Annotated in this window: 25 protein-coding genes; 22 read left to right on the top strand and 3 right to left on the bottom strand. The window is 71.4% G+C overall.

What is annotated here, in order from left to right:
* The first annotated feature begins 14 nt into the window (after window positions 1-14).
* The 12 genes from AB0I15_RS00485 to AB0I15_RS00540 all read left to right on the top strand — a co-directional run bounded on the left by AB0I15_RS00485 (window position 15) and on the right by AB0I15_RS00540 (window position 12,593).
* Window positions 15-704 carry a GntR family transcriptional regulator gene (locus AB0I15_RS00485; RefSeq protein WP_358087813.1) on the top strand — a complete coding sequence of 230 codons (690 nt, stop codon included), beginning with the start codon at window positions 15-17 and terminating at the stop codon, window positions 702-704.
* 410 nt (window positions 705-1,114) lie between these two features.
* Window positions 1,115-3,184, top strand: a complete 2,070-nt coding sequence (locus AB0I15_RS00490; RefSeq protein WP_358087817.1) for a family 10 glycosylhydrolase — start codon at window positions 1,115-1,117, stop codon at window positions 3,182-3,184.
* A complete protein-coding gene (locus AB0I15_RS00495) occupies window positions 3,181-5,085 on the top strand; it encodes a beta-galactosidase trimerization domain-containing protein (protein WP_358087820.1) in 1,905 nt (634 codons plus the stop codon). The genes AB0I15_RS00490 and AB0I15_RS00495 overlap by 4 nt, the downstream gene beginning before the upstream one ends.
* Window positions 5,086-5,171: 86 nt before the next feature.
* Window positions 5,172-6,458, top strand: coding sequence for an ABC transporter substrate-binding protein (locus tag AB0I15_RS00500; RefSeq protein WP_358087823.1), 1,287 nt, complete (start codon window positions 5,172-5,174; stop codon window positions 6,456-6,458).
* A 9-nt stretch (window positions 6,459-6,467) separates the two neighbouring features.
* The gene (locus tag AB0I15_RS00505) at window positions 6,468-7,358 is read left to right on the top strand and encodes a sugar ABC transporter permease (RefSeq protein ID WP_358087826.1); all 891 of its coding nucleotides are present in this window, start codon (window positions 6,468-6,470) and stop codon (window positions 7,356-7,358) included.
* A complete protein-coding gene (locus AB0I15_RS00510) occupies window positions 7,358-8,245 on the top strand; it encodes a carbohydrate ABC transporter permease (protein ID WP_358087828.1) in 888 nt (295 codons plus the stop codon). Before AB0I15_RS00505 ends, AB0I15_RS00510 begins: the two co-directional genes overlap by 1 nt.
* Complete coding sequence (locus tag AB0I15_RS00515) at window positions 8,242-9,171, top strand: D-2-hydroxyacid dehydrogenase (RefSeq protein WP_358087832.1); 930 nt, start codon at window positions 8,242-8,244, stop codon at window positions 9,169-9,171. The genes AB0I15_RS00510 and AB0I15_RS00515 overlap by 4 nt, the downstream gene beginning before the upstream one ends.
* Before the next feature lie 52 nt (window positions 9,172-9,223).
* Entirely contained in the window at window positions 9,224-9,910 is a 687-nt protein-coding gene (locus tag AB0I15_RS00520) for a GntR family transcriptional regulator (RefSeq protein WP_358087835.1), read from the top strand.
* The gene (locus AB0I15_RS00525; protein ID WP_358087837.1) at window positions 9,907-10,701 is read left to right on the top strand and encodes a TIM barrel protein; all 795 of its coding nucleotides are present in this window, start codon (window positions 9,907-9,909) and stop codon (window positions 10,699-10,701) included. The genes AB0I15_RS00520 and AB0I15_RS00525 overlap by 4 nt, the downstream gene beginning before the upstream one ends.
* Window positions 10,698-11,576 carry a 2-hydroxy-3-oxopropionate reductase gene (locus AB0I15_RS00530; RefSeq protein WP_358087840.1) on the top strand — a complete coding sequence of 293 codons (879 nt, stop codon included), beginning with the start codon at window positions 10,698-10,700 and terminating at the stop codon, window positions 11,574-11,576. The genes AB0I15_RS00525 and AB0I15_RS00530 overlap by 4 nt, the downstream gene beginning before the upstream one ends.
* An 85-nt stretch (window positions 11,577-11,661) precedes the next feature.
* Window positions 11,662-12,327, top strand: coding sequence for an HNH endonuclease family protein (locus tag AB0I15_RS00535; protein ID WP_358087843.1), 666 nt, complete (start codon window positions 11,662-11,664; stop codon window positions 12,325-12,327).
* Window positions 12,324-12,593, top strand: coding sequence for a hypothetical protein (locus AB0I15_RS00540; RefSeq protein ID WP_358087845.1), 270 nt, complete (start codon window positions 12,324-12,326; stop codon window positions 12,591-12,593). The genes AB0I15_RS00535 and AB0I15_RS00540 overlap by 4 nt, the downstream gene beginning before the upstream one ends.
* A 49-nt stretch (window positions 12,594-12,642) precedes the next feature.
* Here the strand turns inward: AB0I15_RS00540 and AB0I15_RS00545 are convergent, their stop codons facing one another.
* Together AB0I15_RS00545 and AB0I15_RS00550 are read right to left on the bottom strand one after the other, a co-directional pair.
* Window positions 12,643-13,062 carry a hypothetical protein gene (locus tag AB0I15_RS00545; RefSeq protein ID WP_358087848.1) on the bottom strand — a complete coding sequence of 140 codons (420 nt, stop codon included), beginning with the start codon at window positions 13,060-13,062 and terminating at the stop codon, window positions 12,643-12,645.
* 284 nt (window positions 13,063-13,346) lie between these two features.
* Window positions 13,347-13,751, bottom strand: coding sequence for a hypothetical protein (locus AB0I15_RS00550; protein ID WP_358087851.1), 405 nt, complete (start codon window positions 13,749-13,751; stop codon window positions 13,347-13,349).
* A gap of 84 nt (window positions 13,752-13,835) precedes the next feature.
* Here AB0I15_RS00550 and AB0I15_RS00555 point away from each other — a divergent pair, with 84 nt between their 5' ends.
* On the top strand, window positions 13,836-14,531 hold the full coding sequence (locus AB0I15_RS00555) for a helix-turn-helix domain-containing protein (protein ID WP_358087854.1): 696 nt from the start codon (window positions 13,836-13,838) through the stop codon (window positions 14,529-14,531).
* A gap of 24 nt (window positions 14,532-14,555) precedes the next feature.
* Here AB0I15_RS00555 and AB0I15_RS00560 read toward each other — a convergent pair whose 3' ends face one another.
* Entirely contained in the window at window positions 14,556-14,840 is a 285-nt protein-coding gene (locus tag AB0I15_RS00560; RefSeq protein ID WP_358087857.1) for a Fe-S cluster assembly protein HesB, read from the bottom strand.
* Between the two features lie 88 nt (window positions 14,841-14,928).
* Between AB0I15_RS00560 and AB0I15_RS00565 the strand changes: the two genes are divergently transcribed.
* The 9 genes from AB0I15_RS00565 to AB0I15_RS00605 all read left to right on the top strand — a co-directional run bounded on the left by AB0I15_RS00565 (window position 14,929) and on the right by AB0I15_RS00605 (window position 25,629).
* Window positions 14,929-15,702, top strand: a complete 774-nt coding sequence (locus AB0I15_RS00565) for an enoyl-CoA hydratase-related protein (RefSeq protein ID WP_358087860.1) — start codon at window positions 14,929-14,931, stop codon at window positions 15,700-15,702.
* A 76-nt stretch (window positions 15,703-15,778) separates the two neighbouring features.
* Window positions 15,779-16,141, top strand: a complete 363-nt coding sequence (locus tag AB0I15_RS00570) for a hypothetical protein (RefSeq protein ID WP_358087862.1) — start codon at window positions 15,779-15,781, stop codon at window positions 16,139-16,141.
* Window positions 16,132-17,337: a DUF6395 domain-containing protein gene (locus AB0I15_RS00575; protein ID WP_358087865.1), complete on the top strand. Its 1,206-nt coding sequence runs from the start codon at window positions 16,132-16,134 to the stop codon at window positions 17,335-17,337. The genes AB0I15_RS00570 and AB0I15_RS00575 overlap by 10 nt, the downstream gene beginning before the upstream one ends.
* A 10-nt stretch (window positions 17,338-17,347) precedes the next feature.
* Entirely contained in the window at window positions 17,348-18,190 is an 843-nt protein-coding gene (locus AB0I15_RS00580; protein WP_358087867.1) for a M55 family metallopeptidase, read from the top strand.
* 14 nt (window positions 18,191-18,204) lie between these two features.
* Entirely contained in the window at window positions 18,205-19,755 is a 1,551-nt protein-coding gene (locus AB0I15_RS00585; protein WP_358087870.1) for a flavin monoamine oxidase family protein, read from the top strand.
* 60 nt (window positions 19,756-19,815) lie between these two features.
* Complete coding sequence (locus tag AB0I15_RS00590; RefSeq protein WP_358087873.1) at window positions 19,816-20,328, top strand: YbaK/EbsC family protein; 513 nt, start codon at window positions 19,816-19,818, stop codon at window positions 20,326-20,328.
* Window positions 20,329-20,460: 132 nt separating this feature from the next.
* The gene (locus tag AB0I15_RS00595; protein WP_358087876.1) at window positions 20,461-22,536 is read left to right on the top strand and encodes a serine/threonine-protein kinase; all 2,076 of its coding nucleotides are present in this window, start codon (window positions 20,461-20,463) and stop codon (window positions 22,534-22,536) included.
* A gap of 16 nt (window positions 22,537-22,552) precedes the next feature.
* Window positions 22,553-24,364, top strand: a complete 1,812-nt coding sequence (locus AB0I15_RS00600) for a serine/threonine-protein kinase (protein WP_358087878.1) — start codon at window positions 22,553-22,555, stop codon at window positions 24,362-24,364.
* A gap of 35 nt (window positions 24,365-24,399) precedes the next feature.
* Window positions 24,400-25,629 (top strand): serine/threonine-protein kinase, encoded by a 1,230-nt coding sequence (locus tag AB0I15_RS00605; RefSeq protein ID WP_358087880.1) that lies wholly within the window; start codon window positions 24,400-24,402, stop codon window positions 25,627-25,629.
* Window positions 25,630-25,777 lie beyond the last annotated feature (148 nt).

Here is a 25,777-nt window from a genome sequence, read left to right on the forward strand (position 1 = left end):
GAGGAGGTAAAGCCATGGACGATCGCGGCGCTGTGGCTCCCGCACGCCGCCGGGGCCTGTCCGAGGAGGTCGCAGACCGGATCCGGGAGGCCATCTTCGGAGGGGTCTACGCCCCCGGCGCGCAGCTTCGGGAGGTGGAGCTCTCCGGTGCGATGGACGTCAGCCGCGGCCCCGTCCGCGAGGCGCTGCGGCTGCTGGAACGTGAGGGCCTGGTCCACTGCGCGTGGCACCGCGGCACCACGGTGACCACGCTGTCGCCCGGGGACGTCGCCGAGCTCGACAGCCTGCGCGGAGCCCTCGAAGACCTGGCCGTCCGGCAGGTCATCAGGCATGCCTCCGTGGAGGAACTCGCCTCCATCGAGAAGACGGCCGGTTTGATGGACCGCGCCGCGGACGTGCACGAGATGGTGCGGCTCGACATCGCCTTCCACGACGCCGTCTTCGAGGCCGCCCGGCACCAGCGCCTCGCCGAGGCGTGGCAGGCCATCCGCTGTCAGGTCCACCTCTTCCTGCTGACCCGGATCAACCTCAGCGCGCAGGACTATCTTGAGCGCATCCCGGGTGAGCACCGCGAACTGGTCGCCGCACTGCGCGTCCGCGACGCCGAGACCGCCGTAGCGCTCTTCGCCGCCCACCGCCGCCTCGCCTTCGAGGTCCTCACCGCGACGCCTACGACTGCTGCTGCCGCTGCTGACGTGAGCTGACCCGGCCGCGCGCCAGGGCGTAGGTCGCGAGTGCGCAGGCCGCCGCACGCCCTGCTCCCGCCGCACCCCGGTCTCGCCTTCGAGGTCCCCTCACCGCGACTACTGCTGACTTGAGTCCGGCCCCCGCCCGCCGCTGTACCGGTTGCGCTTCGGGGTGCGCGCCATGACGGCCGGCCCGTGACGGCTCGACCGGACGCCGCCGCCGCGCCGGTCGCGCCTTTCTCGCGCCGCGTCTCAAAACCTTCGCCGTGTCTCGAACGTCCCCCGCATCCTGAGCGTCCTCGCCGTGACTTGAGCCTCTCGTCGTGGCTCGGCCTGTTGTGCCTTGAATGACGTGCTCTTGTCGAGCTTGAATTCTTGTATAACAATATTGCGCGTCTGGCAACAACCCTGTCGAGAGGTGTGTCACGATGCGAACATCCGACTGGCCCCGTACGGCGACCCGCTGGACGCAGTTGACGCTGGCCGAGGACGACCCGGCACATCTCGATGTCGACTTCTGGACCGAGGTCATGCGGGACAGCAGGTCCAACGCGGCCTGCATCAGCGCCGGGGGCTACATCGCCTACTACCCCACCCGCATCCCCTTCCACCACCGCAGCGTCCACCTCGGTGACACCGACCCGTTCGGCGCGCTGACCGAGGCCGCCCGGGGGCTGGGAATGCACGTCATGGCCCGGGTGGACCCGCACGCCGTGCACGCCGACGCCGCGCAGGCGCATCCCGAGTGGCTGGCGTGCGATCCGGAGGGGGCGCCCATCGAGCACTGGGCCCATCCCGGCATCTGGCTCACCTGCGCCTTCACCGGCTACCACCGCGAGTTCATCACGGAGGTGGCGCGCGAGATCGTCCGTGACTACGACGTGGACGCCATCTTCGCCAACCGCTGGGAGGGGTACGGCGGCATCTCCTACAGCGAGGCCGCGCGCCGCTCGTTCCACGACGACACCGGGTTCGAGCTGCCCAAGGGCGAGCACGACCCCGCCTGGCCCGCCTATGTGGCCTGGCGGCGGCGCAGGCTCAGCGAGCTGGTCGCGATCTGGGACGCGGCCGTCAAGGACCTGCGGCCGCACGCCCGTTTCATCCCCAACCTGGGCGCCTTCGCCGCCCGCGACCTGGAGCCGGAGCTGGTGCGGCGCGTCTACCCGATGTTCGTGGTGGACAAGCAGGGCCGCTCCGGGATCGAGGCGCCGTGGGCGGCCGGGCGGGTGGCCAAGCGCAGCCGCGGCCTGTTCCCCGACCGGCCGATCGGGCTGATCACCTCCGTCGGCCCCGAGCACCACCAGCACCGGTGGAAGGACTCGGTGGCGCCGCCCGAGGAGGTGCGGACCTGGATCGTGGACGGGTTCGCGCAGGGCGCGTTCCCGTGGTTCACCAAGTTCAACGCGACCGTCTCCGACCCGCGCTGGGTGCCCGCCGTGGTGGAGGCGTTCGGGCTGCACGCGCGGCTGGAGCCGGTGTTGTCGGCGATGCCGGTCTGCGCCGAGGTCGCGCTGCTCGACCCCACCAGGGCCGGGCAGCTCAGAACCGGGGCGGCGCACACCTTTCCCGACGAGGACGGGTTCTACCAGGCGCTGGTGGAGGCGCGGATCCCGTTCGAGCTGCTCGCCGACCAGGTGTTGTCGGCCGAGCGGCTGCGGCCGTACAAGGTGCTGGTGCTGGCGGACGCCGAGCAGTTGAGCGACGCGCAGTGCCAGGTGATCCGCGAGTACGTCGCCGCCGGCGGCGGGCTGGTGGCCGCGCACCAGTCCTCCCTGTACGACGAGCACGGCGACCCGCGCGAGAACTTCGGCCTGGCCGACGTCTTCGGCGCCGAACTGCGCGAACCCGTCAGAGGCCCGGTGAAGAACAACTACATCGCGCTGACCGGCGAGCACCCGGTGAGCGGCGGTTTCGGCGGCGCGAAACGGATCATCGGCGGCACCCGGGTGCTGCGGGTCGAGGCCAGGCAGGGCGCGGACGTGCCGTTCCGCTTCGTCCCGGACTTTCCCGACCTGCCCATGGAGGAGCTGTACGCCAGGCAGGCCCCCGACGCTCCCGCCGTGATCACCAGAGAGGGGCCGGGGCGCGTCGTCTACATCCCGTTCGACCTCGGGGCCGTCTTCTGGGAGGCGCTGCAGGCCGACCACGGTCTCCTGATCGCCAACGCGGTGCGGTGGGCGCTCGGCGGCGAGCCCGAGGCCACCGTGCGCGGCCCCGGCCTGGCCGACCTCGCCGTACGCAAGGACGAGCACGGCGTCACGGTCACCGTCGTGAACCTCACCAACCCGATGGCCATGCGCGGCGCCATCAGGGAGACCCTCCCCCTGCCCCCGCAGACCGTGAGCGTCGCGTTGCCACCGGGCGTCCGAGGGGCCACGGCCCGGTTGCTGGTCGCCGACGCCGAGGCCGCCACGGCGGTTCGCGACGGCCGGGCCGAGGTGGAGCTGACCGGGGCGGGGCTCATCGAGGTCGTGCACCTGACCTGGGCGCGCTCATGAGCCGGCCGTGGTGGCGCGAGCCGTTCCGGATGTTCCAGACCAATCTTCGCGAGGTGGACGCGGGGCTCGACGTCGAGCGGGTGCTCGACCACCTGGAGGAGTTCGGGGCCGACGCCTGGCTGATCAGCGTCGGCGGCATCCTGTCCAACTACCCGACCGGCCTGGACTTCCAGACGCGTAACCCGTGGCTGGCCGAGCGCCCGTCCGGGGACCTGGTCGGGGACGCGGTGACGGCGGCCCGCCGCCGGGGCGTGCGCGTCCTGGCCCGCATGGACTTCTCCAAGATCGACCACCGGCGGGCCGAGGATCATCCGGAGTGGTGCTTCGTCTCGCCCTCCGGCGAGCCGCAGGTCTACAACGGGCTGACCAGCGTCTGCCCGAGCGGCGACTACTACCAGGTCAAGCTGTTCGAGATCATCGGCGAGGTCCTCGACCGGTACGAGATCGACGGCTTCTTCCTCAACTGGATGTCGTTCAACGAGATCGACTACAGCCGCCGGTACTGGGGGGTCTGCCACTGCCTGGCCTGCGTCCGCCGGTTCGGGGAGGATCCGCCGGAAGGGCCGGACTCGCCCGGCTACGCGCGCTGGCGGCGGTTCGCGCACGACACACTCGAAGACCTCAACGCCCGGATCAGGGCCGAGATCGCCGGCCGGCGGCCGGAGGCGGCGCTGATCCTGGGCGAGCACGCCGACATCGTCTTCCACGAGGCCAACAACGCCGTCGGCCGGCCCCTGTGGCACCACCGCACCAGCGAGCACGTCAGCGCGGCGAAGTCGTACCGGCCGGACGTGCCGGTGCTGGTCAACTCGGTGGGGTTCGTGGACATGCCGTACCGGATGGCGGGGGAGGAGCCGTACCACTTCGCCCAGTATCTGCTGCAGGCGATCTCGCGGGGGGCGATCCCGTCCACGTACATCATGGGGACGCCCGACGACAGCCCGTACGAGTGCCTGGAGATCGCGGGCGAGATCACCCGTTTCCACCGCGACCACGCCGGCGTCTACCGGGACCTGGTCTCCGAGGCGGGCACGCTGCTGGTCCGCCCGGATGGGGACCAGGGCGAGTTCCAGGGGCTGTACCTGTCGCTGCTGGAGCGGCACATCCCCTTCGACGTGCTGCCCGAGGACAAGCTGCCGGTGAGCGACCTGTCCCGGTACCGGCTGGTCGTGCTGCCGGACCTGGGCGTGCTGCGTTGCCCCGAGGTGCTGGACGCGTACGCCGAGGCGGGCGGGACCGTGCTGGCGACCGGTTCGAGCGGGTTCGACGTGGACCGGCCCCAGCTCGCCTGCCTGCCCGCCGCCCGCCGCCTGGCGAGCCACGCCACCGAGGAGGCCGTGCGCTCGCTCCACCTGCGCGGCGAGCGCGGCATGGTGCCCGTGGTCGGGGCCTTCCACGTGGTCGAACCCGCGGAGCAGGCAGAAACGGGCCTGTTCGCCCTGTCCAGGGCCCGGTACGGCCCGCCGGAGAAATGTCACGGCCATCACGAGAGCGCCCACCCGGGCCTGCTGAGCGCCCCCTACGGCCGGGGGCGGGGCGTGCTGATGCCGTGGACGGTCGGCCGCGGCTACCGCGTGACCGGGCTGAGCGCGCACCGCGACCTGTTCGCCGCCCAGGCGGGCCCCGGCCTGCGGACCGGCCTGCCGGAGCAGGTCGAGATCGTGCCCGCCCGGTCGGGGACGGCGAAGGTGATCCACCTGCTCAACCGCTCGGGCGACGCCGACCAGCGCTTCCGCCGCCCGCTGCCGATCGGCGAGTCGTGGCTGGAGCCGCCGTGGCCGGGCGAGTGGCGGGTCGACGCCCTGCGCGCGGGCCGCGAGCTGGAGCTCCGTGACGGCCGGGTACGGCTGCCCGAGATCGGCCTCTTCGAAGTCCTCAAATTGTCAAACAAGTATGCATGACCTATTGACGGTCTCGTAAGACAAAACAACACTAAGTCAATCACCGGGATAGCCGGTCCCCTGTGAGGACGACGGGAGAAGAAGTGATGAGCGGACTCGATCGGCGGGGATTCCTGAAGCTGGCCGCGGCCGGGGCGCTGGGCGCCGGCCTCACGGCGTGCGGCGGCGGCGCCGAGAGCGGCGGCGGCACCGCGCTGAGATACGCCTGGTGGGGCAACAACATCCGGCAGCAGAACTACACGAAGGCCCTCAAGGAGTTCGCCGCCAAGAACCCGGGCATCCAGGTCGAGCCCGAGTTCGCCGAGTACACCGCCTTCCAGGAGCGCATGACCACGCAGATGGCCGCCCGCGACGTGGCCGACATCTTCTGGGTGGCCTCACCGCAGGTGATGACCTACCACAAGAACAAGCTCTACCGCCGCCTCGACGACATCCCGACGCTCGACCTGGCCGACTACTCCAAGGAGGAGCTGGAGACGTTCAAGCTGGGCGGGCAGCTCAACACCATGCCGTTCGGCATCTTCGTCCCGGTCATCCGCTACAACGAGACGTTCGCCGAGGAGGACGACGTCGAGCTCCCGCCCGCCGACGCCGACTGGGACGCCTGGTCGGCCTTCCTCATCGCCTACGCCAAGGACAACCCGAACAAGCGCAAGGGCATGCCGTACGAGGCCGACGCCGACCTGCCGTTCGAGTCGTGGCTGCGCCAGCGCGGCGAGCAGCTCTGGACCGAGGACGGCAAGCCCGGCTTCACCGCCGACAGCGTGGCGGCCTGGTTCGACTGGTGGGACCGGCTGCAGAAGGCCGGCGCCGTGATGACGCTCAGCGAGCAGGAGGGCATCGGACCCGACTGGGCGCTGGTCGGCAAGAAGGTGCTGGCCAAGGTGGGCAACTCCAACCACCTCATCGACGACGCCAAGATGTTCCCCGACCACCGCTTCAAGCTGCGCGCCATGCCCGTCGCCAAGGACGCGCAGGCCGGGTACCCGTTCCTCTACTTCCCCCGGATGGCGATATATCAGGGCATCGACGATGACAAGGTCGAGGCCGCGGGCAAGCTCGTCGGCTACAACACCAACGACCCCGCGATGACCAGGACCGTCGGCCTCACCATGGGGGCACCGGTCAATCCCAAGGTGTTCCAGCAGTACCTGGGCAGCGCGAGCGGGGACGAGAAGGAGATGCTCACCGCCGTACAGGCCGGTCGCGAGGCCGAGCGCCGCCCCCGCTTCGAGGCGCCCCCGGGCAGCAGCACCTGGCGTACGGCCATGGCCAGGGTCGCCGAGGAGATCTCGCTCGGCCGGCTCAGCACCGCCGACGGCGCGAAACGGCTGCTCGACGAGATCACCGCCGGCATCACCCGGGCCCGGTAGGCGGCCGCCGTGGCGAGACGCAGCCTCCACAGTCAGGGCGGAGCCGCGCACGTCTTCCTCATCCCCTGGTGGCTGGGGCTCGTGCTGGTGACGGCCGTGCCGTTGCTGGCCTCGCTCTACCTGGCCTTCACCGACTACAACATCCTCAGCTCGCCGGAGTTCAACGGCCTGGAGAACTTCCACCGCATGTTCCAGGACGACTACTTCTGGGCCGCCGTCCGGGTGACGCTGGTCTACGTCCTGGTCTCCATCCCGCTGCAGCTCGGCTTCGCGCTGCTGCTGGCGCTCATCCTCGACCGCGGGCTGCGCGGGCTGGCCTTCTACCGCAGCGCCTTCTACCTGCCCTCGCTGCTGGGCACCAGCGTCGCCGTGGCGATCCTGTGGCGGCAGATCTTCGGCGACGACGGCCTCGTCGACCGGGCGCTGTCGCTGGTCGGCCTGGAGCTCGGAAGCTGGCTGCAGAACCCGAGCCTGTCGCTGTCGACGCTCATCGTCCTCAACGTGTGGACGTTCGGCTCGCCGATGGTCATCTTCCTGGCCGGGCTCCGCCAGATCCCCGAGGAGCTGTACGAGGCCGCCAAGGTGGACGGCGCCGGAGTCGTGCGCCAGTTCACCCGCGTCACGATCCCGCTGCTCACCCCGATCATCTTCTTCAACCTCATCCTGCAGACGATCGGCGCGTTCCAGACCTTCACCCAGGCCCACGTCGTCAGCGGCGGCACCGGAGGCCCCGCCAACTCGACGCTGTTCTACACGCTCTACATCTACCAGCAGGGATTCACGAACTTCGACATGGGCTACGCCTCCGCGCTGGCCTGGGTGCTCATGGCCGCGATCGGCCTGGTGACGGCCGTGCACTTCGTCCTGTCGAAGTACTGGGTCTTCTACGGAGACGACTGATGACGACCGCGACCACCTCGCTCGAGTCCACGCGCGCCGGCTCACGGGCGGCCCTGCGGCGGCGTGGCCGCCGCGACCTGCTCAAACACCTCGGTCTCGGTGCTTTCGTGCTGCTGATGCTCTATCCGCTGATCTGGATGATCGCCGGCTCGCTCAAGCCCGACCACCTGATCCTCACCGAGCCCGGCCTCATACCCAGCGAGATCACCTTCGACAACTTCGTCGAGGGCTGGCACGCGCTGAACCGCCCGTTCACGGTCTTCTTCGTCAACTCGCTGATCGTCACCGTCGGCTCGATCGCCGGCAACCTGTTCTCCTGCTCGCTGACCGCGTTCGCGCTGGCCAGGCTGGAGTTCAGGATGCGCGGGCTCTATCTGGCGATCACGCTGGTGTCGGTGATGCTGCCGATGCACGTCCTGGTGATCCCGCAGTACATCTTCTTCTCGCAGCTCGACCTGGTGAACACCTATTATCCGCTGCTCATCCCCAAGTTCCTGGCCACCGACGCGTTCTTCGTCTACCTGATGGTGCAGTTCATCAGGACCATCCCGCGGGACCTGGACCGCGCGGCCTGGATCGACGGCTCGGGACCCTTCCGTACGTTCTGGTACGTGATCCTGCCGCTCATGCGGCCGGCCCTGGTGACCACCACGATCTTCACCTTCATCTGGACCTGGAACGACTTCTTCGTCCCGCTGATCTACCTGACCTCGCCCAAGATGTTCACGGTGCCGGTGGCGCTCAACTCCATGGTCGACTCCGAGACGCAGGGCGGCGTGGGCATGCTGTTCGCGATGTCGCTGGTGTCGCTGCTGCCCGTACTGATCTTCTTCGCCGTCGCCCAGAAGCAGCTCATCCGCGGCATCGCCACCACGGGGCTCAAATGAGGATCACCGTCACCGGCGAGCACGACGAGATCACGCGCCGGCGGATCGCCGGGGCGGCGGGGGACGCGTACGTCGCGTTCGCGGCCGACCCGGCGGACGGCATCGAGCTCGCCGACGCCGTCGTCGGGCACGTGCCGGAGCCGCTGCTGGCCAGGGCGCCGCGGCTCCGCTGGGTGCACAGCCCGGCGGCCGGCGTGGACGCCGTCCTGTCGGACGGGCTGCTCGACAGCGACGTGGTCCTCACCTCGGCCACCGGCAACGGCGCGATCCCGCTGGCCGAGCAGGCGATGCTGCTGGTGCTCATGCTCGACCGGGACGCGCCGCGCTGGCTGCGCGCCCAGTCCGAGCGCCGCTGGGACCGCTACGTCCACGGCGAGCTGGCCGGCAGGACCATCGGCCTGTACGGCCTGGGCCACGCGGGCCTCGACCTGGCCGCCAAGGCGAAGGCGTTCCACATGCGCGTGCTCGGCGTGCGCCGATCGCCGGACCGGCCCGCGCCCGGCGTGGACGAGCTGTTCGGCCAGGAGGACCTCGGGCGCTTCCTGGCCGAGTCCGACTTCGTGGTGGTCACCGCGCCGCTCACGGCGGCCACCCGGGGCCGGTTCGGCCGGTCGGAGTTCGCGGCGATGCGGCGTACCGCGTGCTTCGTCTGCGTCTCGCGCGGCGGGATCGCCGACGACGGCGCCCTGCTCGACGCGCTGCGCCGGGGTGAGATCGCCGGCGCCGGACTCGACGCGCACGGCGTGGAACCCCTCCCGCCGGACAGCCCGTTCTGGTCGCTGCCCAACGTCATCGTCACCCCGCACAACGGCGCCACCACGCACGAGACCGCCCGCCGCGGCCTGGAGATCCTGCTGGACAACGTGGGCCGCTTCACGCGAGGCGAGCCGCTGCGTAACGTCGTCGACAAGGCCGCCGGATATTGAGAGGACCAGTATACTTGTCTGACGATTCGGGGTGATCTAGGGGAGGCATCACGTGGACGGCCAGACCAGCTTTCCTCTCGGGCCGTCATCGCTGACGGAAGCACTCTACGAGTCGGTCCGCAAGCGCATCGTCAACGGCGAGATCGCCCCGGGGGAGAAGCTCACCGAGGTCCGCATCGCCGGCGAATACAGTGTCGCGCGCCCGACCGCCAAGGCCTGCCTCGAGCGGCTCACCGCGTTGGGGCTGCTGCGCCGCACCACGCACAAGACCGCCGTCGTCCCGAAGCTGAACGAGGAGGACATCCGTGACCTCTACTTCAGCCGCGAGACCGTCGAGCGCGCGGCCGTCGCCGCGCTCGCCCGCACGGCCACCGTGCCGCCCGCGGCCGTCCGCGCGCAGGCGGCGATGAAGGCGGCGGCCGGTGACATGGCGTTCGCCAGCCAGGTCGAGGCGGACATCGCCTTCCACTCCGCGCTGGTCGCCGCGGTCGGGAGCCGCCGGCTGTCGCGGATGCACGAGGTGATCCTCGGCGAGGTGCACCTCACGATGGGCCAGTTCCAGGCCCATCGCACCACGCATCCGATGAACGTGGTGCACGAGCACGACGACATCCTCAAGGCCATCGGCGACGGCGACCCCGAACGGGCCCAGCAGCGCCTGGCCCACCATCTCGACCAGGCCCAGGGCCGCCTGCTCGGCCGGCTCCGCCGCGAAGAATCGGAAGAGGCTCCCGCGTGACCCAGTGGACCGTCAACTGCTCGATCCTCTACACCGGCCTGCCGCTGCTCGAACGCCCGGCCGCCGCGGCGGCCGACGGGTTCGGCGCGGTCGAGTTCTGGTGGCCGTGGCCGGTGGCGGTCCCCGCCGATCGCGACGTGGACGCGTTCGTCCGCGCGGTCGAGGAGGCCGGGGTGCGCCTCACCGGGCTCAACTTCTTCGCCGGCGACATGCCCGGCGGTGACCGCGGCCTGGTGTCGTGGCCGGCGCGGGCGAGTGAACTGCTCGACAACATCCCCGTGGTGGCCGCCATCGGCGAGCGCCTCGGCTGCCGGGCGTTCAACGCCCTCTACGGCAACCGGGTCGACGGCGCCGACCCCAAGGAGCAGGACGACCTGGCCGCCGAGATGCTGGCGGCCTGCGCCCGGGGCGTGGCGGGCACCGTGCTGCTCGAACCGGTCAGCGGCGCGCCGCGCTATCCGCTGCTGACCGCCGACGACGCCGTGGCCGTGCTCGACCGGCTCGGCCACGTGCCCAACGTGGGGCTGCTGGCCGACTTCTACCACCTGGCGGTCAACGGCGACGACGTACCCGCCGCCATCGAGCGGCACGCCGGCCGGATCGCCCACGTGCAGATCGCCGACGCCCCCGGCAGGGGCGCGCCCGGCACGGGCACGCTGCCGATCCGGCGGTGGATCGGCGACGTGCGCGCCGCCGGATACGACGGGCCCATCGGCCTCGAATACCGCGCTGAGGGCTCCGGCGACTTCGACTGGCTGCCCCGCGCCGACAGAGGAGGAACATCCGCGTGAGCACCATCGCCTTCATCGGCCTGGGCATCATGGGCGGCCCCATGGCCGTGCACCTGGTCAAGGCCGGGCACACCGTGGCCGGCTACAACCGCACCCCCGAGAAGGCCGAACCGCTGGCGGCGGCTGGGGGACGGGCCGCCGCGTCGATCGCCGACGCCGTGGCGGGCGCCGAGGTCGTGGCCCTCATGGTGCCCGACTCTCCCGACGTCCAGGCCGTGCTGACCGGCGAGGACGGCGTGTTCGCGCACGCCGGGCCCGGCACGCTGATCATCGACTTCTCCTCGATCCGTCCCGACGTGACCCGCGAGCTGGCCCAGGAGGCCGGGCGCCGCGGCCTGCGCTACCTCGACGCACCCGTCTCGGGTGGCGAGGCCGGGGCCAGGAACGCGGCCCTGTCGATCATGGTGGGCGGCGACGGCGACGCCTTCGAGGCGGCCAGGCCGATCTTCGACGCGGTCGGCAAGACCGTGGTCCACGTCGGGCCGAGCGGCTCCGGGCAGACCGTCAAGGCCGCCAACCAGCTCATCGTCGCGGCCAACATCCAGGCGCTGGCCGAGGCGGTGGTGTTCCTGCGGGCGTACGGGGTGGACCTGGAGGCGGCGCTGGAGGTGCTGGGCGCCGGCCTGGCCGGCTCCGCCGTGCTGACGCAGAAGCGCGCCAACATGCTCGATCACACCTTCGAGCCCGGCTTCCGGATCGAGCTGCACCACAAGGACATGGGCATCGTCACGTCGGCGGCCCGCGAGGCCGGCGTCGTGGTGCCGCTCGGCGCGCTGGTGGCCCAGCTCGTCGCGGCGGCGAACGCGGCCGGCGACGGCACGCTCGACCACTCGGCGCTGCTGCGCGGTGTGGAGCGCCTTTCGGGCACCGCGTAAATGGAGCTCCAAATCTGTCACTCTAAGTGACAGGCGGTGGCGGGGAGTGATTACGGAGTGTGATCGCCGCTGTTAGTCGTGGGCCATGCTCCCACTACGACCATGGCCCTCGCTCACGGCGACCGCCGCGACGGTCTCCTTCCTGGCCCTGATCCCGTCCGCGGACGCGACCACCGCCACCCCCGCCGAACTCCCACCGGCCATGTCCGCCCCGGCCGCGCACGCGCAACTGCACCAGCTCGTCGTCGCCGACCCACGCCCGATGGCCGGCTACAGCCGCGCCCGCTTCCCGCACTGGTCCCAGCGGGGCAACTCCTGCGACACCCGCGAGCTCGTGCTGGAGCGCGACGGCACGGACGTCAAGATGGACGCGCAGTGCCGCGCCCTGTCGGGCGTCTGGCACAGCGAGTACGACGGCAAGGACTTCACCGACCCCTCCGCCCTCGACATCGACCACATGGTCCCGCTGGCCCAGGCCTGGCGCTCCGGCGCCAGCTCGTGGACCGACGCCCGGCGCAAGGAGTTCGCCAACGACCTGGAGGGGCCGCAGCTCATCGCCGTCTCCGCCGGTTCGAACAGGTCCAAGGGCGACCAGTCGCCCGACCAGTGGCGGCCGCCGAGGCGCGCGTACTGGTGCACCTACAGCCGGGCCTGGATCGACATCAAGTCCCGCTACCAGCTCACCATCACCGATGCGGAGCGGGACGCCCTGGAGGAGATGGTGGGGACCTGCCACGGTGGCGGCGGGTGACCGAGAGCTACGAGAGCAGCGTCGTCGCCGGTCCTGGCGGCGTGATGACGGACGAGGTCGGCGTCATCACCGGTGAGGTTACGGTGCGTACCGAGGTCGCGCCCGGCCAGGTCACCGTCCGTATCCAATATCTGGACGCGGACGAGTGGTACGAGATCGAAGGCAGCCCGATGGGCTCCGCCGCCGGCCCCGGCCCACGACTCCACGAGGCCGTCGTCCAGGCCGTCCGGCAGGGCATGCCCAACGGACTGCCCGGCCGCCTGTGAAACGCCGAAGGCCCCGGTGACGAGAACCGTCGCCGGGGCCTTCGGCCTCTCAGCCGGGCAGGCGGCTGATCAGCTCCCCGCCGGTCAGCGCCGTGCCCGGCGGCTCCGGCGCCGGATGGGCGCGCATGCCGGCCAGCACGAGGCGGGCCGTCCGCTCGCCGAGCTCCCCGGCCAGGCCGGCGGGGAGCGTGGGCAGCCCCCTGACCAGCAGGCCGACGGCTCCCAGCACATCGCCCGCGCCGACGTCGCCCCGTAGCGCGCCCTCGTGGTGGGCGGCGTCCACGATCCCGTCGAGGGCTTTCAGCAATCGGGCGCGGTCGGCGTCGCCCTCGGGGGCGGGGGCCGGTCCGAGGGGGTCCAGCCCCAGCGCCGCGCAGGCGCGTACGAACCGGCTGAGCGCGTCCCACGCCCACGTCTCCTCCGACCGCGCCTCTTCGGCCAGCGCGGTCATGCGGTCCAGGCCGCTCATGCGGTCAGCCGCCTCTCCTTCGACGTCAGTTCCTTGTGCAGCCTAACCCCGCACATCATCATCCCTGGTCAAAGAAGGTGAGAACGGACGGCACCCGCCGGGCGGGGGCTCGCGCACGCGCTCGGAACTGTCGGTCGGGCCGCGTCGCGCGGCCGTCAAGGGTGGGAGGCGGCCGCCGGGTGAGCGCATCGCGGCCGTCGCGCTCGACCCGCGCGAGGTGCCGACGCGCCACCCGGCGGCTGTCCCCTCCATCCCGGGCGCCGCCTTCAGGTCGCGGGCCTGGCCTAGGGTTTCTGCCCCGCGTGCGCCCCCGCGAGGCGGCCCAGCGCCACGGCTCCCACCAGGAGGCCGAAGTCGCGCAGCGCCACGTCGTAGTAGCCGGGCAGCGTCAGCAGGTTGACGATGATCCCGGCCAGCCAGAGGGCGACGACGTACGCGCCGATCCGGGGCGCGATCGCGACCAGCACGCCGGCCAGGATCTCGATCACGCCCACGATCCGCATCGCGGTCACGGCGTCGCCCGGGATCAGGTTGTTGATCCACGGCGCGAGGTAGACCGTCCAATCGATCATGAGATTGGTGAACTTGTCGAGCCCGAACAGGATCGGCGCGACCGTGAACGCGGTGCGGAGCAGCGCGAACGCCTGATAGGAGGGGTTCTTCAGCCGGGTGGAGAGATCGGTGCTCATGGGGGGCTCCTAACGGATGTTATTTTGTACGTTAGAAAGCCGCCCCTGTAACGTCAATACTTTTCTCCGTTAGAAGGGCCGACCGTGCGCGGACTCGACCAGAACCTCACCGGCATCGGCGCCCTGGCCGACCCCGTACGCCTGGAGCTGTACCTGTTCGTGTGCGCCCAGCCCACCCCCGTGAGCCGCGACCAGGCCGCCGAGGCGATCGGCGTCGCCCGCCACAAGGCCAAGTTCCACCTCGACAAACTGGAGGCGGAGGGGCTGCTCGAGGCCGTCTACGCCCGGCTCACCGGCAGGAGGGGCCCCGGCGCCGGCCGGAGCTCCAAGCTCTACCGGCGCGCCACCCGCGAGTTCGCCGTCTCTCTCCCCACCCGCGACTACCTGCTGGCCGGGCGGCTCATGGCCGCGGCCATCGCCGAGTCGGCCGCCTCGGGCGTCCCCGTCATGGAGGTCCTGCACCGGGCGGCCGCCGAGCACGGCGCCGCCATGGGCGAGGCCGCGATCGCCGCCGAGGGCAGCCCCGACACCCCCGGCGCGGCCCTGGAGCTGGCCGTGGGAGCGCTGCGGGAGCACGGCTACGAGCCGCGACCGGAGGGGGAGCGCACGATCATGGCCAACTGCCCCTTCCATGCCCTGGCCGAGGCCCAGACCGAGCTGGTCTGCCACATGAACCACGCCCTGATCTCCGGGCTGGTCGAGCGCCTGGCCCCGCCGAAGCTGGAGGCCAGGCTCGAACCCGGCGACAACCGCTGCTGCGTGAGCCTCGCCCTGCCCTAGCGGGCCGGGCGTTCCGGACGAGGTCTAACCCTGCCGGTCGAGGCGGAACGTGGGCTGTCCCTGCGTGCCGGTAGCGGCGTCCAGCGACTTGTCGTCGAGGACCGGCACCGCGTCCTCCGCGACGAAGACGCGCACGTCCGCCTTCTCCACCACCTGGTCACCCGCCTGCGGCGTGTTGGCCAGGGTGACCTCCAGGGTGCCCGCCTGGTCGGCCTTCGGGGCGATCCGCAGGCCCGCGTCGGCGGGGACGTCCTCGCCGACCAGCAGGTCGCGGATGGCGTCAACGGCGTTATCGGTCAATGTCAGCACGACAGCTCCTTCTGACTGTTTGTCATGAACCGGTCGCCTCCCCTGTGCCCTGCGCCCCAAACACCCGGGCCGCTGTTAGGTTCGGGCCATGGGTGAGTTCGTAAGCGTCGAGGTGGCCGACCAGATCGCCACGATCCGTCTTGACCGTCCGAAGATGAACGCCATCAACGGCCAGGTCCAGCGGGAGATCGCCGAGGCGGCCGGCCTGGTCGACGCCGATCCGCACGCGCAGGCCGTGATCCTCTACGGCGGCCAGCGCGTCTTCGCCGCCGGCGCCGACATCAAGGAGATGGCCGGCAAGTCGTACGCCGACATGACCGCCCACTCCGCCGAGCTCCAGAACGCCCTGACCGCCGTCGCCAGGATCGGCAAGCCCGTCATCGCCGCCATCACCGGCTACGCCCTGGGCGGCGGCTGCGAGCTGGCCCTCTGCGCCGACTTCAGGGTCGCGGGAGAGTCGGCCAAGCTCGGCCAGCCGGAGATCCTGCTCGGCATCATCCCGGGCGCGGGCGGCACCCAGCGCCTGCCCCGCCTGATCGGCCCGGCCCGCGCCAAGGACCTCATCTTCAGCGGCCGTCACGTCGACGCCGCCGAGGCGCTCGCCCTGGGCCTGGTGGACCGGGTGGTGCCCGACGCGCAGGTCTACACGGCCGCGCTGGAATGGGCGGCCACGTTCGTCGGCGGTCCCTCGGTCGCCGTGCGCGCCGCCAAGCAGGCCGTGGACCAGGGCCTGGAGACCGACCTCGACACCGGGCTGGAGATCGAGCGCCTGCACTTCGCGGGCCTGTTCGCCACCGAGGACGCCAAGATCGGACTGCGCGCGTTCGCGGAGAAATCCAAGGCCAAGTTCACCGGCCGTTAGCGCCTGCAAAGTGAAGTCAACCCATTCGGTAAGGACCGTCCTTACCGATATGGGTTTGCCGCTATGGTGGCGTTTCATGATGCGCGTCCTGGTCCCCGCGCGGCTCAGAAAGGCCGTGCGTACGTGGTTCGACTCTCGCTACATCTCGATCGCCGATCACCGCCAGGACATCAGGGACGCGCTCTGGGAAGTCCAGACCCTGAGGCGGGAGATGGCGACCCTCCAAGGCGAGATGGAGCGGCTCAGGAACGCCCGTTCGCAGGCGGCCGACAGCAGGGCCGACAGCAGGGCTGACCGGGCGAAGATCGACGACGCCCACCGGCTCGCCCAGGAGACGGCCAAGGCCCTCGACGGGGTGCTCCAGAACGAGGTCCTGGTCTGGCAGGCCATCGACGACCTGCGCGCCGGACGCCCCGGCCAGGAGCAGTCGTGCGCGTGACCTGGACCGGCGCGGACCTGACCTTCCGCCTCGACCCCGAGGACGAGATCACCGGCAGGGCCTCCGACGAGCATCCGGTCAAACTGGCCATCAACTCCTGCTCCATCGGCGGAGTGCCGGACGACGCCCATCCCGACCTGTTCGCCGTGGCCGCCTGGACGATCGTGGCCCCCTGGACCCGGCGGCGGATCACCTTCGACCGCGCCGTCTCGGCGGAGGTGGCCCAGGCCCTGCACGCCGGCTGGGGCGTCGAGGCCGGGCCGGTCGGGGCAGAGCCGCGCCGTCCCGGCGACAGGCTCGCGATCTCGTACAGCGGTGGTGCCGACTCGGTGGCGGCGGCCACGATCTACCCCGAAGCCCCGTTCGTCCACTTCCGCCGGACGGCTCACCCGCGCGTGCCCAACCGCTGGCCGCACTACCGCTCCGACGTGCTGGCCAAGCTGGCCGCCAGGACCGGCCGGGAGCTGAGCACGGTCACCTCCGACCTCGAGTTCACCCTCGCCGAGCCGCGCCCCGGCTACCCGGAGCACCACGCGGTGGCGGTCGGCGCCCTGCTGCTCGCCGACCGGCTCGACCTCGGCGGTCTGGGCTTCGGCTACGAGCTGGGCTCGCGCTGGCTCGGCGGTGGCCGCTACCTGTGGCGTTACACCCCCGACAACCCCATGTGGTCGCCGCACGGCAGGTGGGGCAGGCTCTTCGCGGCGGCGGGCGTGCACATCGTGCTCCCCGTCGGCGGCGTGAGCGAGGCCGTCACCATGCGCCTGGCCCTCGGTTCCGACCTCAAGGAGCAGGTCCGCTGGTGCCTGCGCGGCACCGACGGCCCCTGCCGCACCTGCGGCAAGTGCCTGTACAAGGAGCTCATCCAGGCCGCCGTCGAGCGCCGCCCGCTCGACACCCCCATCACCGCCGACCGCCCCGTCGCCCGCAAGTGGCTCAGGAAGCCGCCGTACGGTGGCCAGGAGATGATCCAGTACGGCCTGGCCCGCGTCCCCGGCATCGAGAACACGCTGTTCGGCCCGGTGCTCGACCACTTCGACGTCACCGAGGAGTCCACCGGCTGGCTGGAGCGCTGCTACCCCCCTGCCCTCGAGGAGATCCCCGGCCGGTGGCGGGCCGAGGCGGCCGCGTTCATCGAGGCGAACGTCGGGCTCATGACGCCGGACGAGGTACGGCGGGTGGAAACATGGGGCGCCTGAGGAGGTCGTCATGAAGGTCTATTTGTCGGTGGACATGGAGGGCGTGACGGGGTTGACCGACCCCGAGGAGATGCACGCGGGCAAACGCGGCTACGAGCGCGGCTGCGAGCTGATGACCGCCGACGCCAACGCCGCCGTCGAGGGCGCGTTCGCGGCGGGGGCGAGCGGCGTGCTGGTCAACGACGCCCACGGGTCCACCAAGAACCTGCGGATCGACCTGCTCGACCCCCGGGCCACCCTGATCAGGGGGCCGGGCAAGGCGCAGCGCATGGCCCAGGGGCTCGACGGGTCGTTCCAGGCCGCGTGCTTCGTCGGCTACCACGCCCGCGCGGGCGTGCCGCACGGCGTGCTCAACCACACCTGGATGGGCAAGGAGATCCAGAACGTCCACCTCAACGGCGAGCTGTGCGGGGAGACCCGGCTGGTCGCCGCCTGCGCCGGGTTCCACGGGGTGCCGGTCGCGGTGGTGACCGGGGACGAGGCCGTGGGCGACGAGGCGCGCGAGCTGCTCGGCGACGTCGAGACCGTGGCGGTGAAGAAGGGGATCGACAAGTTCTCGGCCGAACTGCTGCCGCCGAGCGTGGCCCAGGATCGGATCCGTGAGGCGACCACGCGGGCCCTTGGCCGGTTGAGCGACTTCACGCCCTATCGGGTGCCGGCGCCGTACACGCTGGGGGTGGAGTGGAACTCCACCGCGATCGCCGCCGCCGTGGCGCTGGTTCCCGGCGTGAAGACGGCCGGGGCGCGGCACACCGAGTTCACCACGGACGACTTCACCCAGATCATGGCCCTGTTCGGCATCTTCGCCACCATCGGCGGCCAGATCGCCTGCGGCAGCGGTCCGTACGGCTGAGCAGAGGAGCGAAGGTGGACGGCGCGGCGCTGACCCGGCGGGGGCTGCTCGTCGGGATCGGGGCGGCAGGTGGCGCGGGGGCCATGTACGCCGCCATGGGCGCACTCGGCCTGGCCCCCGAGGCCCAGGACAAGGAGTTCTCGGCCCCCAGGGCGGGCGACTTCACCCTGCGCGGCAAGGCGTCGGCCTCGGTGGTGATCCTCGGGGCGGGCGTCGCCGGGCTGACGGCCGCGTACGAGCTGGGCAAGGCCGGCTACGACTGCACGCTCCTCGAGGCCAGGCCGAAGGCCGGCGGCCGGAACCTGACGCTGCGCGGCGGCGACCGCCTGACCGAACTGAACGGCCCCGCCCAGAACGTGACGTTCGGCGAGGGCGTCTACTTCAACGCGGGCCCCGGCCGCATCGCCCCCTGGATGGTGACCCTCGACTACTGCCGTGAGCTGGGCGTCCCCATCGAGACCTTCATCAACAACAACGCCGCCGCGTACGTCCACACCAACGGGCAGACCACGCGCGCCCGCACGGCCCGCGCCGACATGTACGGCTACGTCGCCGAACTCCTCGCCAAGGCCACGAACCTCGGCGCGCTCGACAAGACCCTCACCCAGGACGACCAGGACCGGCTCCTGGAGTTCCTGAGAAGGTTCGGCGACCTCGGCCCCAAGCTCGGCTACGAGGGCTCCCAGCGGCGCGGTTTCACGAAGTTCCCGGCGCTCGGCGCCGGCACCCCCGTCCCCGACCCCGGCACCCTCCACCAGGTCCTCGCCGCCGGCACCGGCCGCGCCATCACCAACGACTTCGGCTACGAGCAGGCCACCCCCATGTTCCAGCCGGTCGGCGGCATGGACGCGATCGTCACCAGGCTCGTGGAGGCCGTCGGCGCGGACCGGATCAGGACCGGCGCCAAGGTCACCAAGATCACCACCCTGGACGACGGCGTCGAGGTCGTCTGGACCGGCGGCAGCGTCAAGGCCGACTACTGCGTCGCCGCCCTCCCGCCCCACCTGCTCGCCAGGATCCCGCACAACCTCGGCGCCCCGGTCACCGCCGCGCTCAGGACCCCGGTCCCGGCGGCCGCCGGCAAGATCGGCTTAGAGTACGGCAGGCGCTGGTGGGAGCTGGAAGACCGCATCTACGGCGGCGTCACCGAGACCGACCTCGACATCACGCACATCTGGTACCCCTCGCACGGCTACCACTCCGAACGCGGCCTCCTCGTCGGCTACTACAACACCGAGCGCGACGCCGAACTCTACGGAGCCCTCACCCCCGAGGACAGAAGGCGCCGGGCGCTCACCCAGGGCAAGAAGATCCACGGCGAGAAGTACCGCCAGAACCTCCTGTCCAGCACCTCGATCGCCTGGGAACGCCAGGAGCACGTCCAGGGGGCCTGGGTGCGCTGGCCGTCCTTTGATTCGTCCTTCACTCTTCTGCAACGCCCGGCCGGAAGGGTCTACTTCGCGGGCGACTGGCTCACCCATCTGATCGCCTGGCAGGCGGGCGCCATGGAGTCCGCCCGCGGCGCCGTCACACAACTGCACCAGCGAGTGCTGCAGTCTCCGTGACGCCGCCCGCTACTCCCGTGACCGCAATAGGCTCGTGGGGGAAGCGATCGAGGAGACGGGATGACGTTGCACTGGGTGTCCGCGACCGAGCGGATCGACCTGCTGGCTGATCCGGTGGTGCGTGCCGTGACGAATATGGAGGGCGTCGAGGTGACCGAGATCGACCCCGGCCTGGCCGACACGGCGGCGTTCTGCGAGCGCTACGGCGTGACTCTCGAAGAGTCCGCCAACTGCGTGGTCGTGGCGGCCAAACGGGGCGGCGAGACGCGCTACGCCGCGTGCATGGTGCTCGCGACGATGCGGGTCGATGTCAACGGCGTGGTGCGCAGGCACCTCGACGCCCGCAAGACGAGCTTCGCGCCCATGGCGGACGCGGTCGAGCTGACCGGCATGGAATACGGCGGCATCACGCCGCTGGGCCTGCCCGACGACTGGCCGGTCCTCGTGGACACCCACGTCGCGGAGCACCCGCGGGTGGTGATCGGAAGCGGCGTGCGCAGGTCCAAGCTCGCCCTCTCCGGGGCCACACTGGCCGGGCTGAAGAGCGCAGAGGTGCTCTCCTTGGCCGGCTGACGCGAAACTGAAGCCGATTCGAGACCGTTGGATGGGAAACCGATGGGGCCGTTCTGGACGTTGTACGAGTGGGAATGTGGCCTCATGGTTCATCTCGTGGGCGGGGATTAAGCCGGTATGGTGCTTCATGCCATGAACGATGACCGACTAGGCCCTTACCGGCTGCTCAGGCGGCTCGGTGAAGGCGGAATGGGCGTTGTCCACCTCGCTGTCGACCCCCAGGGGCGGCAGGTGGCGGTCAAAGTCCTGCGCGGCGAGGTCGCCGGTGACGAGGTCGCCAGGCGGCGGCTTTCGCGCGAGGTCGAGACCATGCGCCGCGTCCGGAGCAAATACATCGCCGAGGTGCTCGACGCCGATGTGACCGGACATCGGCCGTACATCGTCACGCGTTACGTGCCCGGCCGTCCGCTCGACGAGATCGTCAAGGACGACGGGCCCCTCGACCTGCCGGCGCTGATCAAGGTCGCGCACGGGGTGGCCTCGGCGCTGGCCGTCGTGCACTCGGTGGGCGTGATCCACCGCGACCTCAAGCCCGGCAACGTGCTCATCCTCGACGGCGAGCCCGTCCTGATCGACTTCGGCATCGCGCAGGCCGTCGACGCCACGCGGCTGACCCAGACCGGTATGTTCATCGGCACGCCCGGCTACCTCGCGCCCGAGATCATCGAGGGGCAGGAGGCGGGCCCCGAGGTCGACATCCACGCGTGGGCCGGCACCCTGCTCTACGCGGGCACCGGCCAGCCGCCCTTCGGCAAGGGCACGCTGGAGATGATCTTCTACAACATCACCGCGGGCAAGGCCGACATCAGCGGGGTCCCAGCCGAGGTGCGGCCGCTGCTCAAGGCGGCCTTCCAGCGCAACCCGTCCAAGCGTCCCAAGGCGGCCGACCTGGCCGAGCAGACGGCCAGGATGCTGCCCAGGCCGGCCGCGGGCACGCCCGACGAGATCTCGACCGTGCCGCGTCCCGACGGGCCGCCGGCCGACTTCTCGGCGCCGCCGCCCCCGCCGCCGCAGCCGGACTTCTCGACGCCGCCGCCGCGGATCACCGACAAGCCGTCCTACGACATCTCGACGCCGCCGGTGACGCCGAAGCGGCTGCTCGAGGGGCCCGACCAGCCCATCGCGCCGCCCGCCGACCAGCGGTTCGTCTCGCTCCTGCCCGACCAGGGCGACCCCTACCCGACGCGCAGGGTGACGCAGGAGGAGCTGCGGCAGATCCAGCGCGAGTCGGGCGCCTACCAGCAGCAGGCGCCGCCCCACTCCCACGGCAACGGCCCGGCCGCGCCGCGCGGCGAGACCGACGTGCCCACGAGGCGGGTGCGTCCTGATTCGCCCGACTACAACAGGCTCCACTCCTCGGCGCATCCGGCGCCGCCCCAGCAGGGGCCTCGTCCCGGGTCCGGCCCGCAGCAGGGGCCGCAGCAGGGCCCGCAGTCCGGGCCGAACCAGGGCCGGGTGGGCGGGGGGCCCGACGGGGTCGAATACGGCCGGCCCAACCCGATCCCGTTGCAGCCGCCGCCGTACATCCCGGCGCAGCCGCACCACCAGCTCGACCCGATGACCAAGCGGGAGCCGTACATCCCGAGCGTGTCGCCGGGCAAGGTGCTGCAGCGTTCCCGGGCCTACGGCGTGGCGAGCGCGATGCTGCTGGTGCTGATGATCGTGGCGGCCGTGCTGGCGCCGGTGCTCGTGGCGGTCGTGGCGGTGCCGTTCGCGGTGCTGCTGCGCGCGGCCGACATGGCCCAGCCGCAGCTCGCGACCCGCAGGGCGGCCGGGGCGGCGGCGCTCGACGTGGTCCGGGTGTTCGCCTATCCGGCGGCGCTGGCCAGGTCGGCGGGCATCACGCTGGCGCTGGTGCTCTACGCGCTCATTCTCGGGCTGCCGGTCACGCTCCTGCTGACCGTGGTGGCCGGGATGAATCCGTCATATGCCCTGTCGTGGGGCGCGGCGGTCGCGCTGTGGACCGTGTGCGCGGGTCCGGGAGTGGAGGGTCCCGGCAAACAGATGCGCAGAACGCTCTCATCGCTCGTACCCTCGAGAACAGCGGCGATGGTGATGGCGGGAGTGCTCGCGGCGGCTGCCGTGCTCTCGCTGACCCTCGCTTACGGCACGTTCGGGGTCAAGCCAAGGGGGGCCGTATGGACTCCGCTGAACGTCGATCCAGTGGTGAAGCAACTCAACGGACTTGGGGGGAATTCCGGGGGATGACGCGGGGAAGGTGGCGATGAGCACCCAAGCACCAGAACGCCTCGGCCCGTATCGGCTGGTCAGGAAGATCGGCGAGGGCGGCATGGGAGTCGTCCACCTCGGTCTCGACGGTGAGGGCCGCGAGGTCGCCATCAAGGTGCTGCACCCGCACGTGGCCGCCGACCTCAAGGCGCGCGACCGGCTCACCCGCGAGGTCGAGACCATGCGCCGCGTACGCAGCCCGCACGTCGCCGAGGTCATCGACGCCGAGCTCGTGGGCGGCCAGCCGTACGTGGTGACCCGGTTCGCGCCCGGCCGCACGCTCGAGGAGACCGTCCTGTCCGAGGGCGCCCTCGAGGCGCGCCAGATCATCAGGCTGACCCAGGGGCTCTGCCAGGCGCTGGTGGCCATCCACGCCGCCGACGTGATCCATCGTGACTTCAAGCCGTCCAACGTCATGCTGGTCGACGGCGAGCCGCTGGTCATCGACTTCGGCATCGCCCACCTGGTCAACGCCACCCGGCTGACCCAGACCGGCATGTTCGTCGGCACGCCCGGCTATCTCGCTCCCGAGATCATCCGCGACTCGGACATCACCCAGGCGGCCGACGTGCACGCGCTGGCCTCGACGGTGTTCTTCGCCGCGACCGGCGCGCCGCCGTTCGGCACGGGGACGTTCGAGGTGGTCTGCTTCAACATCATGGAAGGCCGGGCGCAGATCGACAAGGCGCCCGCGTGGCTGCGCGGGTGGCTCTCCCGGGCGCTGCAGGTCGATCCGACGGCCCGGCCCAGCGCCCACGAGCTGCTGCGGATGGCCAGGGCGCTCGACCCCGCGGTGACGACGTTCAACGAGACGTCCGGTCCCACGGGCACCAAGCGGCTGGGGAACCGGACGCGGGCGATGGAGAACTTCTCCGACCTGCTGCCGCCGGTCGAATACGGCACGCCGGCGCCGCCGGCCCGCCGCGAGGAGGCGCCGCCCCGCAGGGAGCAGCGGCGGGAGGAGCGGCGCAGGGAGGAGCGGCCGCCGCCCTACGTGCCGGCGCCGATGCCGGACCGGCCGCCGATGCCGCGCCCCGACCAGCGGGTGGCCGGCTACCCGGCGCCGCAGGCCGCCGCGCCGCCACCGGTCAGGCCCTACACTCCGCCGCCCGCCCCGCGCCAGCACACTCAGCCGGCCGAGCGCAGGAAATACCTGTTCGGCAGCCAGCTCGTCGGCCTGCTGCTGCTGGTCACGCTGGTGGCGCTGACCGTGATGATGCCGGTCATGGTGGGCGCGGTGGCCGTCGCGCTCGCGCTGGTGCTGCGCATCGGCGAATACCTCTTCGGCGACCTGGTCAAGCGGCGGCAGGTGCGCGGGAGCAGCGCGGCCGATCCGCTGCTCGCGGTGGTCGGCACGCCGTGGGCGCTGGTGAAGTCCGCGCTCGTGACCGTCGTGCACGTGCCGCTGGCGCTGCTGTTCGGCGTGTGCGTCTGGGGCGTGCTGCACTGGGCCGGGCAGATGGGCGTCAACGAGGCCGCCTCCTGGGGCGCCGGCGCCTTCGCCGCGGGCCTGTTCGTGCTGCCCGGCGGCGGCGCGCCGCGCAAGGCCGTCACCCGCACGCTCACGGGCGTGCTGCGCAGCCCGGGGGCGGCGCTGGTCGCGGTCGTGCTGGTGGGCACCGCGGCGCTGTTCGCGGTGATGTTCGCGCTGGGCCAGGACACGGTGTGGGCGCCCTGGCGGGCACCCGAATCGGTGATCGACGACCTGGCCAGCGACGCCAGGCAGAGTACGATCGGCCTGATCACCGGGTTGGTGGGCAGTCTCATGGACGGTCTCGGGCTGGGGTTCCTGAATCCCTGGGCCTGAGTGTCCACGCCGTCCCCTGGGGGGAGAGATGAAGTATGAGCGAGCACCTCGGCCCGTACGAGCTACTCTCCCGTCTCGGGGCCGGTGGGTTCGGCGAGGTGCACCTGGCACTCGACCCTGAGGGCCGCACGGTCGCCGTCAAGGTCCTGCACCCCCACGTCGCGGCCGACGGCGGCGCGCTGGCCCGGCTGGCGCGCGAGGTGGAGACCATGCGCATGGTCGGCGGGCCGCACGTGGCCGAGGTGCTCGACGCCTCGCTGGAGGGCGCCAGGCCCTACCTGGTGACCCGCTACGTGCAGGGGCGCCCGCTCAGCGCCGTCCCCGTGCCCGTCGCCGACCTCGTACGGCTGGCCGCCGGGCTGGGCGACGCGCTGATGGCCATGCACGTGTCCGGGGTGGTGCACCGCGACCTCAAACCGGCCAACGTGATGATGACCGAGGGCGATCCCGTGGTCATCGACTTCGGCATCGCCAGCGCGCTCGACTCCCTGTCCGTCACCGCCTCGGGCGCGGTGGTGGGCACGCCCGGCTATCTGGCTCCCGAGGTGCTCGAGGGGCGGGCGGCGGGCATGGAGTCCGACGTCTTCTCCTTCGGGGCCACGCTGGCGTACGCGGCCACGGGGCGCCAGCCGTACGGGCAGGGGCCCGCCTCGGCGGTGGCCTACCGGGTGGTGCACCATCCGCCCGATCTGGAGGGCGTGCCGGAGTGGCTGGAGCCGCTGTTACGCGAGTGCCTGTCGCCCGACCCGGCCGCGCGGCCCACGGCCGCCCAGATCTGCGCCAGGCTGGGCGTCGTGCCGGTCTCGCCCGTGCCTCATGCCGTCCATCCGGCCGGGGCCGCCGTACGCCCCACCGGCCGGCCCGTGGCCGACGACATGAGCACCAGGGAGTGGCGGCCGGGCAGGGAGCAGCACCGGCGCTCGGTGGAGGAGTCGAAGGCGCGGCACCGGGAGAAGGTGCGCAGGCGCTGGCTGATCGGGTCGGGGCTGTTCGTGTCGCTGCTGGCGGCGGCCGCCCGGGAGCCGCTGCCGGAGGTGTCGTTGTTCCTGCTGGCGGCGTACGCGCTGGCGGTGGTGGTGGACGCGGGGGTGGCGTTGTTCTCGCGGAGCCCCTACCGGCGCAGTCGTATGATCGCGGATCTGGCCAGTGTGACGGGGGCGGTGGGGATCTGTTTCGGGCTGGCGGCGACGTTCAGCACGTTCACGTTGGCGCTGTTCGCGGGCACGGCGCTGGTGGTGGGGGTCGTGTTCCTGCTGTCGGCGTAGCCGCGGGAGCGACCGAATAAAGTTCGGTATGGTGGTGGACGGGAGTCTGCGGTTTTGCCGTAAGCTACCCGTGGGTAACATAACCGCGAAACCACGACAGACCCTCTGTCGGGAGCCCTGCGGGCACCTGGCAGTCTGGACAGCATGC

The organism is Nonomuraea sp. NPDC050643 (assembly GCF_040654715.1).
Taxonomy (GTDB): Bacteria; Actinomycetota; Actinomycetes; order Streptosporangiales; family Streptosporangiaceae; genus Nonomuraea.